Below are 17,651 nucleotides of genomic sequence, written 5' to 3' on the forward strand. Positions count from 1 at the left end.
TATTTTTTCAGGTTAAGAAACTTTCACTCACTTGAGAAGCAAGTTTGCAAGCACCGTGCCAGTACGATGGACGAGCTTGGATAGTTGAAATAAACTATACGATTTTGAGATATAATAACAATAGCAAGAACCAGCCAAAGGATCCATAAACGACAGAGCCCCTGAGAGTTTGTCTCAAGGGCTCTGTCTACAAGAAAAAATATTGCTTATCAGGCTACTTTGCCAGCCAACCGTTGGCGTCAAACCAATTTTGTAGGCGTTCCACCCACTTATCGTTGGTGGTTTTGTTGTTCATCCCGAAGCCGTGGCCGCCTTTGGGGTAGAGGTGCATCTCAACGGGTACGCCGTGGTGCAGGCACGCTTCGTAAAAGCGTAAGCTGTTCTGCACCTTAACTGTCTTATCATCCGCGGCGTGTACGAGGAAAGTGGGCGGCGTTTGGGCGGTTACCTGTTGGTCGTTGGAGTAGAGTTTAATTTGGTCGGGCGCCGGGGTCTTGCCGATTAAGTTGGTGCGGGAGCCACCGTGCATCAGACTATCAGCGAAACTGATAACGGGGTAGAGTAGCACCAGAAAATCGGGCCGGACGGAGGTGTTGGTGGGGTCTTGGCCGACGGGCTTGGCGAAGTGCGTACCCGCCGTAGAAGCCAGGTGCCCACCCGCCGAAAAGCCCATGATGCCAATGCGGCCCGGATTCACGCCGAACTCCGTAGCCCGCTGCCGCACCAACCGAATGGATTGCTGGGCATCGAGTAGCGGGGCAATGCTTTTGTCGGGCTGGCTTTGGTCGTTGGGCAGGCGGTACTTGAGCACAAAGGCTGTGATGCCCATTTCGTTGAGCCGCTTGGCCACATCCAGTCCTTCATGGTCGATGGCTAAGCGGGCGTAGCCACCACCTGGGCAAATGATAACGGCCGTGCCATTGGCTTTGTCCTTGGCTGGTTTGAATACGGTTAGCGTGGGCTGAATAACGTTGGAAACGCGAATACCACCGTTCGACTCGGTGATAGTGGTTTCCTTAACGTCGCTCGGCTTGGAATTAGGAATAGTGACCGAGTACACCGAAATAACCTGCTGCGCTAGCAGTAGGTGGGAGCAGGTGCCAAGGGCAAGGGTTAGCAGAAGCTTTTTCATAGAAAGTAGAATGCAGATTGGAGGCTTAAGGATACAAAAAAGCCCTGGAAGCTTATAGTCCAGGGCTTTTATGACCAGCAGCGGCGCTATGAGGTGGCTTGCTGCTGGGCGACAAACAATGCTGTTACGCCGTGCTCGGCGCCGGGTGTTGGCCTTCGCCGGCTGGCTTGTCGGGAGCGGGGCCACCGTGCTCTTCGTCGGGCTTATAGTTGGCTTCTAGTTCGGCCAGTTTCTCTTTGCCGTAAGCGAAGCGCGTGATGATGACATACAACACCGGCACAATGAAGATAGCCAGCAGCGTAGCCGAAAGCATACCGCCCAGCACCGTCCAGCCAATAGTCTGACGGCTTTGGGCACCGGCTCCGGATGCAAACACCAGCGGCAGTACCCCCAGAATGAAGGCCAGCGAGGTCATTACGATAGGGCGCAAGCGCAGCCGCACCGCTTCCAGCGTGGCATCCACCAGCGGCATGCCCTTGTCTACCCGTTCCTTGGCGAATTCGATAATCAGAATGGCGTTTTTAGCCGACAAACCAATCAGCGTAATCAAACCGATTTGGGCGTACACGTTGTTGGTGAGCTTGGGCAGGAACGTGAGGGCCAGAATAGCTCCGAAGGCTCCTACCGGCACCGCCAGCAGTACCGAAAACGGTACCGACCAGCTTTCGTACAGCGCAGCCAAGAACAGGAACACGAAGGCAATCGACAGGGCGAAGATGTACACCGTCTGGCCGCCCGCCAGCAATTCTTCGCGGCTCAAACCCGAAAACTCGAATCCGTAGCCCTGCGGTAACGCCTGCGCAGCAGTTTCCTGCAACGCCGTAATGGCGTCGCCGGAGCTGTAGCCGGGAGCGGGGTTACCGTTGATTTCGGCCGAGCGGAACAAGTTGTAGTGCGAAATCAGTGGCGCGCTTTCCGTACGGGCGTAGGAGGTAAGGGTACTCAGCGGCACCATACCGCCTGTGCTATTGCGCACATAATACTGCCCGAGGTTGCTGATGTCGCCGCGGAACATCGAGTCGGCTTGGGTCACAACGCGGAAGTTGCGGCCGTACACCGTGAAGTCGTTGACGTAGGCGCTACCTAGGTAGGTGCGCAGAGCGGTACCTACATCGGAAATTGAAACTCCAAGTTTCTTGGCCTTCTCCCGGTCAATGGTGAGTTGATAGCCGGGCGTGTTGGCAGTGAAGAACGAGAAAGAGCTGGCAATTTCAGGACGCTTGCGTAGGGCCCCCAGGAAGTTTTGCAACTGCGCGTCAAAGTTCTTGATGTCGCCTCCGGCTTCGCGCTCTTGCAGCACAAACGAGAAGCCACCGGTGTTGCCAAGGCCGGGAATAGCCGGCGGCGAAATCACGACGATGTTGGCTTCTTTCAGGCGGCTCAAACGCTGCTGCACGTTGGCAATCAGGCTTTGCAGTTGCAGCTCTTTGTCTTTGCGCTCTTCCCATGGGTCGAGCTGGCAAAACACCGTGCCGCTGTTTGATTTCGAGGAGAAGTTAACGGCGTTCAAGCCACCTAAGCCCGCGTAGTGCCGAATGCCTTTGATCTGACTCAGTTCCTTCATAATCTCGTTCAGCGTACTCACGGTGCGGGCCGTGGAGGATGCTTCCGGCAAGTTGAAGGTTACGATAATCCGGCCTTCATCTTCGGTCGGAATAAAGCCACCCGGCTTCTTGATAAACAGGAAGGCCGTGGCCGCCACAATGCACACCAGAATAACGACCACAAAGCGCGAGTTCTTGATGCCGCGGTGCACGCCGTTGCCGTACTTGTTGGTGACCTTATCAAACCAGGTGTTGAACTTGAAGAACAGCTTGTCGATACCACCGGAGTTGGCGTCGCGCTTGTGCGGCTTGAGCAGCAGCACGCACAATGCTGGCGTGAGTGACAAGGCCACGAAGGCCGAAATCAGCACCGAAATAGCAATGGTAATAGCAAATTGCTGATACAAGCGGCCCGTGATACCAGGAATGAAACCTACCGGCACAAACACCGCCGCCAGAATCAGGGCAATAGCAATAACCGGAGCCGATATTTCTCGCATGGCCGCCATGGTGGCATCCATCACGTTCATGCCTCGTTCGTTCATGTTGTGCTCCACGGCTTCCACCACCACAATGGCGTCATCGACCACAATACCAATGGCCAACACGAAGCCGAACATCGTCAGCGTGTTGATGGTAAAGCCCAGCGGGATAAAGAAGATGAACGTACCCACAATGGACACCGGAATAGCCAACACCGGAATAAGCGTGGAGCGCCAGCTTTGCAGAAACAAAAACACCACCACTACCACCAGCAACAGGGCTTCTACCAGCGTATGCAGCACCTCTTCAATAGACACCTTCACCACCGACGCTGCTTCGAACGGCACAACATAGGATAGATCGGCGGGAAACTGCTGCTTCAGGCTTTCCATGGTAGCATTTACGTTCTCGAACGTTTCCAACGCGTTGGCGCCGGGAGCCTGGTACACCAGCAGATACGCGGCCCGCTTGCCGTCCACAAACGAATTGTTGCCGTAGTTGAATTTGCCGAGTTCTAACCGGGCCACGTCTTTCAGGTATACCAGCGAACCATCTTCGGGCTGGGTTTTCACCACGATGTTGCCGAATTCCTCGGTGGTGGTTAGGCGGCCTTTCACGAACACAATGTATTCGAAGGTCTGGCCGGTTTGCTGCGGTGGCGCCCCAATGGAACCCGCCGCAATCTGGGCGTTCTGCTCCTGAATAGCGGCCGTTACTTCCTGCGCCGTAACGCCGAGCTGCGAAAGTTTGTCGGGTTGCAGCCACACGCGCATCGAGAAGTCGTCGGCGCGCGATACAATGTCACCTACCCCTTTGGTCCGCAACAGGGCGTCTTTGATAAATACGTTGGCGTAGTTGTCGAGGAAAGTGGTGCTGTGCGTGCCTTTAGGCGAATACATGGCTACCAGCATCAGAATACTCGGGTTCCGCTTCCGGACAATCATACCGAGGCGCTGCACTTCTTGGGGCAGCGTAGGCAAGGCTATGCCCACCCGGTTCTGCACATCGAGAGCGGCAATGTTGATGTCGGTGCCCACCTCGAAGTTCACGGTCATGCTCATCTGACCGTTGCTGGTGCTGTTGCTTTGCAGGTACGTCATGCCGGGCGTACCGTTCACTTGCACTTCCACGGGCGTAGCCACGGTTTGTTCCACCGTTTGGGCGTCAGCCCCGGTATAGGTGCCGCTTACCGATACGGTGGGCGGCGTAATTTCCGGATACTGCCCAACAGGCAAGTTCAGGATGGCCAGCACCCCCACCAGCACAATCACCAGCGAACTGACAATGGCCGTAACGGGGCGCCGAATAAAGGTTTCTGCAATCATGAGGTCGTTACTTTGGGCGGTGTAGAGGCGCTGATGGGCGCCTCGCGGTTGAACCCTGCCTGAAGGAGAAGCTCAACGTATGACGCGTCCGGTGGGAAGGCGCAAATCAGCGTCTCGGGGCCACAGGGCGCCTAATTATTTGGCCGTGGCCGGTGTAGGCTGGTTGCCTTGGGCCTGGACTGGCGTGCCCGCCTGGGCCTGCACGGGAGCTGGGGCGCCCACCTGAATGGGGGCACCTTCGCGCAAGCGCTGGATGCCTTCGGTTATCACTTTGTCGCCCTGCTTGAGGCCTTCCATTACCACAATCTGGTCGCGCAGGCGGGGGCCAAGCTGCACCTTGCGTTGGTGCGCTTTGCTGCTGTCGCCGGCTACGAACACGAAGTTTTCGCCCATCTGCTCGATAATGGCTTTGTAGGGTACCACAACGCGGCGGCCCGACTGGCGGTTGAGTACGCGTAGCACGGTGCTCATGCCATCTTTCAGCTCTCGCCCTGGGTTCGGAAACTGCACTCGAATCTGGACGGTACCCGTCTGCTGGTTTACCCCTCGATCAATGGCGAGCATCTTGCCCGGCTGTTTGTAAGCGGAGCCGTTGGGCAACACCAAGCGGAATGTGGAATCGTCGCGGGTGCTGGCCTGGCGCTCTAAATCAGCAAAGCGGCTGAGGTCGGAAGCTGGAATAACAAAGTCAACGGCCATCGGATTTTCTCCGCTGATGGTGTTAAGCAACGTGCTGCCGGGGCTAACCTGGGAGCCCAAGCGTACCTGCGAAATGCCGATGCGCCCCGCGAAAGGAGCTTTTACCAAGGAATAATCGAGGTCGGTACGGGCGAGGGCTACGCCGGCTTGGGCTTCTGCTACCTGGCTTTGGGCGGTAGCATAAGCTGTGGAGGCGTTGTCCACTACTTGCTTGGCAATAGCGTCTTGCTGTGCTAGCCGCTGATAGCGTTCCAGGTTCACTTGCGCGTTTTGCACGGTGGCCTGGGTGCTGCGCAAGCCGGCTAGCGCCTGCTGGTAGGCAGCCTGGTAGCGGCGGCGGTCGATTTCATAGAGCGTTTTGCCTTTAGGCACCATCTCACCTTCCTTGAAGTAGATGTTGGTGATGAAGCCTGCCACCTGGCTGCGCAACTCTACCGTGTTGATGGCCACCACGGTAGCCGGGTACTCGTCGTAATATATTGCATCGGTGACGCGGGCATCTACCAGCGTGACGGGAGTGGCGGGCGGTGGCCCAGCTGGTTTGTCGGCGTCTTTGTTGCCACAGCTCGTCCAGGCAAACAGGCCCACGGCATAAGACAGGGCAAGAAGGGTCTTCTTCATATAAAAAATAGAGCAGCAGGAGCTTAGTAAGAAACGGGCAACTCGCCGATGGCGCGCTGCAAATCCACTTTGCTGCTCAGTACCTGAAACAGCGCGGTGTAGTAGTTGAGCTGCGAAGTGCGCAGTGTCGTTTGGGCCACTATCAAATCAACGTAGGCCCGAATGCCTTCCCGGTATTGTAGGTTGATAACGTTGTACACCTCCTTGGAGGCTTCTAGGTTGCGCTTGCCGAGCAAGTACTCGGTGTAGTAGCCTTTGTACGTGGCTAGCGCCGTGGCGTACTCGGTGTTGATTTGGTTGCGCGTATTGGCAATGTCTTCGTCGAGGCGCGTGTTTTGCAGGCGCGCCCGCCGGATGTTCTGGGTGCGCCGGAAGCCCGTGAAGATGGGCAAACCCAACTGAACTCCCAGATAAGAGTTAGGGAAGCGGGTGCGGTACTGGTCGCTCACTTCATTGTTCTGGAACACCGAGTTGTAGTTGGCAAACGCCGACACTGACGGCAGGAAGCCCAGGCGGTAGTAATCTACGTTGAGATCCTGCAACGCTTTTTCGGTTTGCAGCTGCTGAATCTCGATGCGGTTGTTGATGTTGAGCGCCACGGTGGTATCCACAACGGCATCTATTTCCAGCTTGAGCGTATCGTACTGCAAAGCCAGCGCGCGCTCCGGTGGCAGGCCCATGAGCTGCTTGAGATAAGCCAAGCGGGCATTTACGGCTTCAAACGCCTGCTTACGCCCCGCCAACGAGTTGTTGAGCGACACTTCCGCCTGCAAATACTCAGTTTTGTCGGCTACTCCCGTCTCGTACCGGACGCGGGCGTCGCGGTAGTTGCGTTGCAAGCGGGCAATGTCCTGGGTGAATACGTCGAGCTGGCGTTGAGCCAGGAGCACGTCGTAGAAGGCTTTGCTGACATTGCTTACCGTGGCAATTTTCACGTTTACCGTGTTTTGCTCGGCGGCCCGTGAGTTGAAGCGCTTGCTCCGCGCGGCCAAATTCACGTCGTTGTTGTAGATAACCTGCGTGCCGCTCAACCCCAGCGTCGTGACGTTGCGCACGCCTAGCTGGCGTGGAAGTAGGGTTCCGGTAGCGGGGTCAGGGAAAATCGTGAAGGGCAGCTGCAAATAGTGCTGCGCCGTACCAGTAAAGCCCACCTGCGGTAGCCAGGCCGACAAGGCAATCTGATTGGAGGACCGGGTGATTTCCTGATCAATGTTTGCCTGTCGTACCAAGGGCTGATTGGTCAGCGCCTCGTTCAAACATTGTGTGAGGGTGTACTCGGTGCCATTTGCCTGTGGCAGAGTGGTAGACTGAGCTTGCAGCCAGAGGGGAGCAAGCAGGAGGAGACCAAGCAGAAGCCGGAGCGTCCGTGTCATTTGTTTCATATACTTGAAAAAGCAGCTACTTTCTTACGCAACTGATCGGTAAGCGGCCGGATGCGGCGCAAGTCAGATGAAAAGCCGTTGTGATGGACACCACCTAATTGGATAAGGCTGCATGGGTGAAGTGCTTCCAGACAGAGGGGGTAGTGAGTCAACGGTAAGTATTGCCTGAGGCAAAGAGTCCAAGGCGGGTAAACAGGTATTGTGGCAAAAGGTTGTGTGTCTCGCAAAATAAGGTGGGCAACTACTCTCGCTAGCGCTCGACAAAGCCTAGTCCAACCCGTGAGTTTCGGGCTACTAAAGAATGTACTAAAGCTGCCGGGTATGAAATGACCCCGCTGGGGCCGTAGTTCAGCGCTGTTAATGCCATAGGTAGGTACGCTGCACTGAGTAGAAGAGGCCGTCCTTCTAACTGGATTATCTAGGAATGAGCTGGAAAGCATCCGGTTTTATGAGCTGGAAGGCAGCTGGTGAAATACAACCACAGTACATACTTCGTATATAGTCGAGCTTTAGCTGTTCCTCCTTTGGCTGCAAAGGCTTGGCACCGCACACACTACTAGTTGAATTTCTTCACGTGAAAACGTCTGACTTTGAAGCTGATACCACACACTATATAGTCAGATATAAAGAAAGAATAGGATAACTATCTTATTGTACTATTTTAGTATTTATGTATATTTTATGCAGGGTAAGCGCTTTGTTGCTATATTTGTGAACGGAATTTTAAGTCATAGCATGGGTCTATTGGAAAGCTTGTTAAAATGAGAGCTGAGGATATAGTCCTAGGAAATGCTAGTATTATTCTAAACAGGAATTGGAATTCCACTTAAAATTTCCGTCGATGCTTGGCCGTCCCCTTGTTTCAATCATTGTTCCGACATACAACGCTGTAAAGTATGTCCAAGAAACACTGGAGAGTTGTTTGCAGCAGACGTATGATAATATAGAAATCGTCTTTCAGGACGATTGCTCCACGGATGGGACCTGGGAACTGGTTACGTCGTTGTACGCGCATGTTCCTAGGGTGAAAATGTTCAGGAATGCGCACAACCTAGGCATCGGCGACAACTGGAATGCTGCCTACAGAAATTCGGCAGGTACCTACGTAGTGGTGTTCAACGCCGATGATCTTATGCATCCTGCCATGATTGAAAGCTTTCTGGCTTTATTCAGTCAGGACAGCACCATTGATATTGTGACCGGTACGTTCGAAGTGCTTGTTACCAGTACAGGACACACCTTCACGTATCCAGATCATGTGAATCTGCCAGGTGGCCTGGTGAATAACATGTATTCGAAGTTGTTTTTTAAATCATCTTTTCACTGGAATTACAGCTTGGTGAAAAGAGGGTTTCTAAGAAAATTGGAAATACAGGAAGGAGAGTTATTTATGAACACGCAGGTGTGTGATTATGAACTGTGGTTCAGGTCATTTCTAGCTGATGCGAAAGTTTATTTCGACAACACTCGGATCTGGGGGTATTATAGGAGGCATGAAACAAATGCATCATCCAAGCCGAACGGAGAACTAAGAAGTTTCTTGAAGGACTTTTTGGAGCACCATCATGAAATAATAAAGAAAAGGAGCGGCTTTAGATACACCAGAAGATTGATGCGTAATTTTATTACGTTCTGTAATAACACAAAAAGCTTTGAGAAAGACGTATTCTATTTGTACGTAAAAAGAATAGCGCAAAGCGTGTTATAAATAATGACGTAGCGTATTGATTAGATACTGTTCACTGAATTCAGAGTAATGTAGAAACACTTACACGAGCCATAAAAATATATGCGTAGCGGCTGGGTACTTCCACTGAATTGCTAGCGTGCCAAGCATTACCGATAGAGTGCTGCCTACTGGCTGATAATAATTTGTTAATAGAGCCTTTGAGCTACTTGCAGCAAAGTAAATCATCCTAAATAGGGCTAAGGAACAGCCTGTATTCGGTTGTCAAATACTCGCCATGCAAGCTTTTGATGCTTATGTAACAGCAGACAGTAAGGGAAGCCCATTTTCGTGGCGTGCTTGTTGTGCTATCGGGTTGTTAGTCAAGGTTTTTTGCAATGTGTATCGTTTGGTTGTAGGTGCCGAGAATACAAGTGTTGTCCCTGAAACCCTCTCTGGTATTGCAACTGCAACTAGGCAGAACGAGGTGTCAAAAATCCGGTGCAGGCAGAAGCTAGCGTATCAGCTCACACAACTTTCACTGGCTATTCGTCAAGGCTCTAAAAACAGGATAAAGAATAATAGAGGATATTTGCACCCGGGATGGCAGCTACTACCGTGTAACTACCAGCACGCGTGCATTACCATTACGCCTTGAATACTTACGCTATTACATATTCACTGTGGATAAAATTATCGCACCGTATTAACCTTACAATTCAACCCATAAGTGATTAAGCTTCTAAGGCAAATACCACTTGCATAGAAGGTTTCTGGCAAATCAGATTTCGTATGAGAGCATCCGTTCAGCGCATATTACAGCATCCAACTTATGCGCGGGCATTAGAATGGGGAAGGCTGATTACTATTACAGGATCAGCGCAGATTGCAGTCCAAGCCATTAGCTTTCTTTGCGGAATCTTGGTAATTCGGCTTCTTCCCACCCAGGAATACGCGCTTTACACCCTGGCCAACACTATGTTGGGTACCATGGTCTTGTTGGCCGATGGTGGCATCTCAACGGGGGTAATGTCGCAAGGCAGCAAGGTGTGGCAAGACCGAGAGAAGCTCGGGACGGTTATGGCTACCGGCCTCGACTTACGCAATAAGTTTGCGATAGGAAGCCTAATAATTGCGGCTCCTATTCTGATAGGGCTCCTACGACATCACGGGGCCAGCTGGCTGATGGCGACCCTGCTCTTGCTAGCGACTATTCCGGCGTTTTATACCGGCCTCTCCAACACGCTGCTGGAAATTGGACCCAAGCTGCAGCAAGACATAACTCCACTTCAGAAAACCCAAGTGGGCGTCAACGTCGGGCGTCTGCTACTGCTGGTGCTCACCATTTTTATATTTCCGTGGGCCTTCGTGGCTGTATTGGCGGCAGGCTTGCCACAGATTTGGGGCAACCGGCGGCTGCACAAAATCTCCGATGGATACGTAGACCTCACCCAAAAGCCTGATCCTGAAATCAGAGCGGCTATTTTCAAGGTGATCAAGCGAGTGCTGCCGGGCACTATCTATTACTGCGCATCAGGACAGATAACCGTGTGGCTGATTTCGATATTTGGCTCCACTTCGTCTATTGCCCAAGTCGGCGCCTTGTCACGGCTAGGCATGGTGCTCAATCTGTTTACCGCCCTGCTCACCACCTTGGTTATACCTCGCTTCGCCCGCTTGGATGGGGGCAGGAAGATGATTATGGCGCGTTATCTACAGATTGAAGGTGGCCTGTTTGTCTTGTGTTTGTGCATTGTAGGCACCGTATGGCTTTTCCCAAACCAAGTGCTGTGGATACTAGGTAAAAACTATACGGGCCTTAATACGGAGTTGGTATTAAGTATTACGGGTAGCTGCTTTAATTTGATGGCAGGTATTTCCTTTTCTTTGGTTTTGAGCAGAGGATGGGCCACTAATCCTGCCATTACGATTGCTGTCGAAGTTCTAGCAGTAATTGTGGGCGTTCTAACGATAGATGTTTCCACTCTGCAAGGGATATTTAAGTTTAATATATTTCTTGCTTTCGTGCAGGCAGTTCTTTTTATAAGCTATGGCTCGCTGAAAATATTGAAGTCAGAATAATTCATCGGCTCTACTGATTGATAATAATTATGCATGTAAATAGCAAAACGACTTGTTGTTAAGCTTGATTACAGCGTAATGATAGTAACTAGTCTTAGCGAATTAAGATTTATATTCTGTAGTACATTGGTATAGTAGTAAAATACTTTGCTATTTATATAGGGTACTGCATAAGTGTGTATCTTTCAAAAGATTTGCGCATTACATGCATTCATAGCTTGCTCATGAAAATAGTTTTTGTTTGTGGTTCGCTGGAACCTGGCCGTGACGGCGTGGGAGATTACACCCGGCGATTAGCAGCCAAACTTATTTCTCAAGGTCATCAAGTAGCTGCCGTAGCACTGAACGATGGCTACAGCAAGGAAGAGTTTTTGGGCAGTCAAGATGCAGAAAGCCAGGAATTGCATGTCTTGCGCATTCCGGCTTCCTACAGCAGTGCCACCCGTTTTGCAAGAGCCCAGCAGTGGATTGATACGGTGAACCCGGAGTGGCTGAGTTTGCAATACGTTCCCTTTGCCTTTCACAAGAAAGGCTTGCCTTGGGGGCTCGATAGCAGCCTCGAGCGAATGGGCCGGGGGCGGCACTGGCACATCATGTTTCATGAGCTTTGGGTCGGGATGGACACGGAGGCGCCGTTGAAATACGTATTGATGGGGCGGGTGCAGAAGTATCTAATCAACGCCCTATTGAAGAAGTTGCGCCCCGCTGCAATTCATACCCAAACCAAGCTCTACCAAGCGCTTCTCGAAAAACTCGGCTACAAGACGCATTATTTGCCGCTGTTCGGCAACATACCCGTCGTCAGCAAGGCCAGCTCGCCTACCCAGGCGCTACATCATGCCCGTGAGCAGCGCGATGTGGCGCTACTGGTGTTCGGTACGCTTCATCCCAAATCGTACTTCGAAGAGTTTACTAAAGAGGCGTCTCAGTTGGCCAAGGCAAAGGGTATTCGCTTCTCCCTGACGGCCGTAGGGCGTTGTGGTAGCGGGCTTGATACCTTTTCCAAAGAGTGGAAAGGAGAGGGGCTACCGCTCAACATACTAGGCGAACAAGCAGAAGAAGAGATTTCGCAGGCGTTGAGCAGCGCGACCATCGGCTTGTCTACTACGGTGCTGCCACTGGCGGAAAAAAGCGGGACTGTAGCGGCGATGCGTGAACATGGCTTACCTGTATTGTGCATTGCAAAGCCCTGGGAGCCCTGCGGAATATCAAACCTAGCGTTGCCGCCCGGTATCGTGCAGTACCAGCAAGGCCAGTTGGAAGCGTACCTCTCAAACGCTCAGCCGCCTGTTGACGCAAGCAACGTGCTGGAAGTTTCTCAACTCATGGTAGCCGATCTTACGGCCTCCGTGCCTGCTAGCAGTGCTAGGGTATCCACACCATAAGCCCCGCGGTTGCTCGTTCTCGGGAGTGTTCGGGAAACGCACATACCGCTTCTCATACGCGTAACGGCTCAATCGGTGCCGTTCCACTGTTGCATCAGCTACCACGCGCTCAAGCTTAAGCAAGCCTGAAACTCAGTTCAGTTTGTAACAGATACTTCTTCTGTTGTTGGCTAGGCTTTGTTTTCCGGCTGACGCACTTCTGCCTTAGTGGGGCAAGAGGGTGCAAGCCGGGAGTTTGTCGCAACGAGGTAGTCGAAATGCCCATTTCTAGGTGCTATTTGCGTCCGCTTGCGTTGCTTGCTAGGGGTAACGCATGATGATGCTAGCTGGTAAATGGCCAGTCCAACTGTCGTCGTCAAGCTACTGCTTGATCGGTCGTGTTCAGCAAATACGCTCGGGCTTTGTCTGGCTTGTGTGCTGCCACCTCTTGCGAGGCCGGTAGATAACTTATTGTTGCTTTCAATGCTTTTCTCATGAAACTGATCTACTCTCACCCCACTGGTAATGCCAACGTCCGTGCTGCGGCTTGTGGACTAGCGAAGGCAGATCTGCTGGCGGAATTCCATACCACCATTGCTTCCTTTCCGGGCAGCATGCTGGATAGCTTAGGAGCCATTGGGCCGCTAGCTGAAATTCGGCGGCGGCGCTACGACCCTGTACTCGAACCGTTTACGCGCATGTGGCCCTGGCGCGAAGCCGGTCGGTTGTTTGCTTCCAAGGCCGGCTTCAAAAGCCTGCACGGCCACGAAACGGGTCCTTATAGCGTTGACGCCGTGTATCAAAGCCTCGACCAGCGGGTTGGGACCATGTTGCAGCCCGCTATAAAGCAGGGTGTACGGGGCGTATATGCCTACGAAGATGGAGCCGTGCAGTCGTTTCGTGTGGCAAAAAGGCTAGGCTTGCAGTGTCTGTACGATTTGCCTATTGGCTACTGGCGGGCGGCACGCCGGCTGTTGGAACCTGAGCTAGAGCGGTGGCCGGCCTGGGCACCCACCCTCACCGGCTTCGGGGATTCAGACGCCAAACTAGCCCGCAAAGACGAAGAGCTACAGCTAGCCGATCATATTTTTGTGGCCAGCCGGTTCACTGCCTATACCCTGCAAGATTTTCCGGGGCCGCTAGCGCCCATCGAAGTCATTCCCTACGGCTACCCCCCCGTGGGTTCCTCCCGCGACTATTCCAGCCTGAACAGTGGCCGCCCATTGAAGCTGCTCTTTGTGGGTAGCCTCTCACAACGCAAGGGCATTGCCGATCTTTTTGCCGCCGTCGACATCATTGGTAGCCGCGTGGAGCTTACCGTGGTAGGCCGCAAAGCCAACGATAATTGCCCGGCCCTGGACGTCGAACTGGCCAAGCACCGCTGGATTTCGAGCCTGCCCCACGACCAGGTGTTGGCCTTGATGCGGGAGCACGACGTATTTGTGTTCCCTTCGCTTTTCGAAGGGTTTGGCCTGGTGATTACCGAGGCTATGTCGCAGGGCGTGCCAGTTATTACCACTGACCGAACTGCTGGGCCCGACTTAATCGAGCATGGCCGCAACGGCTGGCTGGTGGATGCTGGGTCTACGGAAGCGTTGGTGGCTTCCATTGAAGAATTGCTACTGCGCCCAAGTGTGGTGGCGGAAGCCGGCCGCGCTGCGTTGGAGTCGGCCCGCGCCCGCCCTTGGGAAGTGTATGGGCGTGAGTTGGCGGCTGCCATTATGAAACGCCAGAACGGATAAGCGGAATAGAAAAAACGGGCGCCCCACTGACTTTCTGTTGGGGCGCCCGTGTGTTTAAGGGCCCTTTGCTTGTCAGCAGACAGAACGCTGAAGCACGTGGTAACGGGGGCCGAAGTAGGTTATAACTCGCTCACGGTCACAAGTACATCGGTATTGCGGCCGTGGTCATCGGCGCAGGAGATTTTTAGGGGGCCGGGTGGCGGCTTGAAAAACACCCGCTCGGTAGCTGCTGCTGCCCGCAGAAACTTGTCGTTGACGTACCAGTACACTTGGCGCACCTCGTTGTCGGTGGTGCAGCTTAGTAATAGCTGCTGCTGCTCGTGGCGGTTGAGGACGTATTCGGTGTTGGGAGCAGGCGAGGTGATGGTAGGCGCCAACTCAGTACCACCTCGTACCAACTGGCAAGCCGGATTGTGGGGCGGCAGCCGTTGGTACGGTATGCCTTGGTCTTCTTTGTAGGCCGCCACTTCCGGCAGCAAATTGGGGTACAAGGCCCGCTTAAACCCAGTTACTGGGGCACACGCCCGGCAATACACGAAGCTGCCATCAGCCGACAGCAGTACCTCCCGCTGGTGCTGGCAGCGGCGACCTTCCGAAACGTTGGGCAGAAAGTAGTCGATTATTTGGTTGGGGCAGGTTTCGCTTGGTACCAAGCCGGTTTCGGCGCACACCAGCCGGAAGTCCAGCGCGGCCGGCGGTACAAACCAGTCGTTGGGCGAGTTGTACGCCAGGTCGTTGAACACGTTGAACAGCAGCGGCGTGGCCACGTCGGCGCCAGTGAGGGCGGGGCTGCCGTGGCCGCTGAAGTTGCCGATCCACACGCCCACCGTGTACTGCTTGTTGTAGCCGATGCTCCACGCGTCGCGGCGGCCGTAGCTGGTGCCGGTTTTCCAGGCAATTTTAGGCAACCGCATGCTACTAGCTGCCCCTAATGGCAAATCAGGCCGGGTAAGCTGCGCCAGAATGTCGGTGGTAAGGAAGGCAGACGCCGGGGAGATGAGGGCAGTACCCTTGGGCTCCTTTTCTTCCGGGAGAGGGAGAGTTGTACGGTTGACACCAGAACGCACCCCCTCCCCCGCAGGGGAAGGAGCCAGGCGGTGGGGTGTTACCAGCCGCAACTTGGCATACTGGCCGCCATTGGCCAGCGTCACATACAGGTTGGTTAACTCTTCCAAACTAGCGCCGCAGCCGCCCAAGATGCTGCTCAAGCCTAGGCGGGCCCGGTTGCGGCCGACGCTCTGGAAGCCGGCTTGGCGGAGCTTGTCGGTGAAGCTGGCCACGCCTAGGTCGTTGAGCACGCGCACGGCCGGGATGTTGAGCGAATAAGCCAGGGCGCGTTCTAGGGTTACTTCGCCGTTGCAGTGCTTGTCGAAGTTTTCGGGACGGTAGCCCTGGAAGTTGGTGGGCACATCGGGCAGCACCAGCTTGGGCGTAACCAGTCCTCGGTCGATGGCCAGGGCGTACAGAAACGGCTTGAGCGTACTGCCCGGCGAGCGAACGGCCATGACGCCGTCGTTCTGGCCCTGGTTGCCGAAATCATGAAAATCAGCCGAGCCAACGTAGGCTTCCACCTGCCGGGTGTGGTTGTTGACGACCAGCACGGCAGCCTGCGTGATGCCTAGCTCGTACAGGCGGCGCACATAGTTGCGGGTGAGGTCTTCGGCCTTGCTTTGTTTGTTGCGCTGGAGGCTGCTCTGGATAATGGCCCACCCCGGAAACTGCTGCACCAGCCGCCGCGAGAGGTGCGGGGCCAGCGTGGGCGCGGCGTGGCGCTGCACGTCTAAGGGTTCCAGGAGGGCATCGGCTACATCCTGCTTGGTAAACAAGCCAGCAGCGCCAAACCGCCGGAGCCAACGGTTCCGCTCTTGCCGCACGGCCGCGTTGTTCTTGCCTAGTACCAGCCCGCGTGGCCGGTTCGGGATGATGGCCAGCGTCACGGTTTGGGCCAACGAGAGGTAGTCGGGAGGCTGCTGGAAGTAGAGCAGCGCTGCCGACTTCACGCCTTCTACGTTGCCGCCGTAAGGCACTAGGTTTAGGTAGAGCTGCAAGATTTCGGCCTTGCTATAATGTGCTTCCAGCTGGGTGGCGCGGGCCATTTCCAGGAGCTTGTTGCCGAACGTGCGCTCCTTGGGTTCCAGCAGCCGGGCCACCTGCATGGTAATGGTGCTGGCCCCGGTGGTACGGCCCTCCCCGAACAGATTGCGCCCGGCAGCTTGCACCAGGGCCAGTGGGTTCACCCCGAAGTGCCAGTAAAACCACCGGTCCTCCTTCTCGATAATGGCCTTGCGCAACACCGGCGTGATTTCGCGCAACTCGGTTTTCATCCGCCACTTCTGCGTAGGGTTGAGGTAAGCGTGCAGCACCGAGCCATCAGCGGCCAGCACCAGGGGAGAATACTGTGGCGCATGCGGCAGCGGAAACAACCAGTCAAGGCCCGCCAACAGCAGGATTCCCGCCAAAAGCGTCCCACCAAAAAGCCGTAAGCTCGTCCACCGATCCATGGTCAAAGATACTGGCTGGGGCTATTGCTGGTACTGGCCATTAGTAGCAAGTAATGCTTGCCTGTGGAGCTACCTGAAGGGGTGGGTTGCTCACTTTGTAGATGATGCCGCTAGCATCCCAGCTGGTTTGGCGGGCTACGTGAGCAGTGCCTTGGACCTCATCAATGCCTATTACACCCTTACGCAGGTCCCTTACGACTCGCAGCCTATCTTACATGCTGCCTTCAAGCCCGCGCAATACGTAACCCGCGCCGATTTCGTCGTCATTGTGAGCCGTACATTCCCGCAGTACAATGCCCTGACGCAACCTGCTGCCCGCTCCGCCGCTACCACTAGTACCACGCTGGCTCCGTCGGCGGCAGCCATACTCACCAAAGAAACGGTGGCCTACCCCAACCCTTTTACGGGTAGCACCACCATCAGCTACTACCTCACCCAAAACGGTCTCGTAACGGTGGAAATCTACAATGCCATAGGGCGCAAGGTGCAGACCCTGGTATCGGGTACCGAAACGGCAAGTTTCCACCAAGTACAGTTCAAGGCAGATAACCTGTCGAATGGTACCTATCTGTTCAAGGTAAAAACTGCTGAGTCAGTTGCTACCAAGCGCCTCGTGCTCCAGCAGTATTTACTTCCACTTGCTACCATAAAAAGAGCCTGCTCAGTTGAGCAGGCTCTTTTTATGGTAGGTGTTGTTGTCTTGCACGGTTCTTACAGTGGGGCCGTCGAATGCGAGGTTTCGGTTTCGCCGGTGGCGGCCCAATGCAGGGCTTGCTCTTTCTGTTCTAAGGGGAAATGATGCACTTCGGCGGGGCTTACCATGGTAGCCAGTGCGGTGGCGGCTTTGAGTAAGTTATCGTCGTCGCTGGTGATGGCCACGCGGTTGAAGTCGCGCCAGTGCTTGACATCCAGCTTGATGTCTTCCCAAAGAGCCGTGGCCGTGATGTAATTGAAGCTGCGCACATCCAGATATAAGTTGATGCGGCCCCAGCGCGCTATTTTCTCTTCTAGCAGCGGAATAATGGTGTCGTAGTGCTCTTTGGTGAGGGCACCCGATACGGTGAGGGACAACAGGTTTTGCTCAGGATAATCGACTGTATTGAACATGTC

11 protein-coding genes are annotated in these 17,651 nt (G+C 54.3%); 5 read left to right on the top strand and 6 right to left on the bottom strand.

Features of this window, described 5'->3' with window-relative positions; translation table 11 throughout:
* Window positions 1-214: 214 nt before the first annotated feature.
* The 4 genes from MTX78_RS04150 to MTX78_RS04165 all read right to left on the bottom strand — a co-directional run bounded on the left by MTX78_RS04150 (window position 215) and on the right by MTX78_RS04165 (window position 7,186).
* Complete coding sequence (locus MTX78_RS04150) at window positions 215-1,132, bottom strand: alpha/beta hydrolase (RefSeq protein WP_243800172.1); 918 nt, start codon at window positions 1,130-1,132, stop codon at window positions 215-217.
* A gap of 124 nt (window positions 1,133-1,256) precedes the next feature.
* A complete protein-coding gene (locus tag MTX78_RS04155; protein ID WP_243800173.1) occupies window positions 1,257-4,484 on the bottom strand; it encodes an efflux RND transporter permease subunit in 3,228 nt (1,075 codons plus the stop codon).
* A gap of 135 nt (window positions 4,485-4,619) precedes the next feature.
* Window positions 4,620-5,804, bottom strand: coding sequence for an efflux RND transporter periplasmic adaptor subunit (locus tag MTX78_RS04160; protein ID WP_243800175.1), 1,185 nt, complete (start codon window positions 5,802-5,804; stop codon window positions 4,620-4,622).
* Window positions 5,805-5,827: 23 nt separating this feature from the next.
* Complete coding sequence (locus MTX78_RS04165) at window positions 5,828-7,186, bottom strand: TolC family protein (protein WP_243800176.1); 1,359 nt, start codon at window positions 7,184-7,186, stop codon at window positions 5,828-5,830.
* Window positions 7,187-8,027: 841 nt separating this feature from the next.
* Here MTX78_RS04165 and MTX78_RS04170 point away from each other — a divergent pair.
* The 4 genes from MTX78_RS04170 to MTX78_RS04185 all read left to right on the top strand — a co-directional run bounded on the left by MTX78_RS04170 (window position 8,028) and on the right by MTX78_RS04185 (window position 14,040).
* Window positions 8,028-8,894, top strand: coding sequence for a glycosyltransferase family 2 protein (locus MTX78_RS04170; RefSeq protein WP_243800178.1), 867 nt, complete (start codon window positions 8,028-8,030; stop codon window positions 8,892-8,894).
* A gap of 879 nt (window positions 8,895-9,773) precedes the next feature.
* Complete coding sequence (locus MTX78_RS04175) at window positions 9,774-10,934, top strand: MATE family efflux transporter (RefSeq protein ID WP_243800180.1); 1,161 nt, start codon at window positions 9,774-9,776, stop codon at window positions 10,932-10,934.
* Between the two features lie 224 nt (window positions 10,935-11,158).
* Complete coding sequence (locus MTX78_RS04180) at window positions 11,159-12,319, top strand: glycosyltransferase family protein (RefSeq protein WP_243800181.1); 1,161 nt, start codon at window positions 11,159-11,161, stop codon at window positions 12,317-12,319.
* Window positions 12,320-12,792: 473 nt separating this feature from the next.
* Entirely contained in the window at window positions 12,793-14,040 is a 1,248-nt protein-coding gene (locus MTX78_RS04185) for a glycosyltransferase family 4 protein (RefSeq protein WP_243800183.1), read from the top strand.
* Window positions 14,041-14,159: 119 nt separating this feature from the next.
* Here the strand turns inward: MTX78_RS04185 and pbpC are convergent, their stop codons facing one another.
* Entirely contained in the window at window positions 14,160-16,541 is a 2,382-nt protein-coding gene (pbpC, locus tag MTX78_RS04190) for a penicillin-binding protein 1C (RefSeq protein WP_243800185.1), read from the bottom strand.
* On the opposite strand from pbpC, the gene MTX78_RS04195 reads away from it, so the two are divergent.
* Window positions 16,540-17,340 (top strand): T9SS type A sorting domain-containing protein, encoded by an 801-nt coding sequence (locus tag MTX78_RS04195; protein WP_243800187.1) that lies wholly within the window; start codon window positions 16,540-16,542, stop codon window positions 17,338-17,340. The two genes, pbpC and MTX78_RS04195, sit on opposite strands and share 2 nt — an antisense overlap.
* Here the strand turns inward: MTX78_RS04195 and MTX78_RS04200 are convergent.
* Window positions 17,253-17,648 (bottom strand): SpoIIAA family protein, encoded by a 396-nt coding sequence (locus MTX78_RS04200; RefSeq protein ID WP_243800189.1) that lies wholly within the window; start codon window positions 17,646-17,648, stop codon window positions 17,253-17,255. The genes MTX78_RS04195 and MTX78_RS04200 overlap by 88 nt on opposite strands.
* Window positions 17,649-17,651 lie beyond the last annotated feature (3 nt).

This window comes from Hymenobacter tibetensis (genome assembly GCF_022827545.1).
GTDB classification, from domain to species: Bacteria; Bacteroidota; Bacteroidia; order Cytophagales; family Hymenobacteraceae; genus Hymenobacter; species Hymenobacter tibetensis.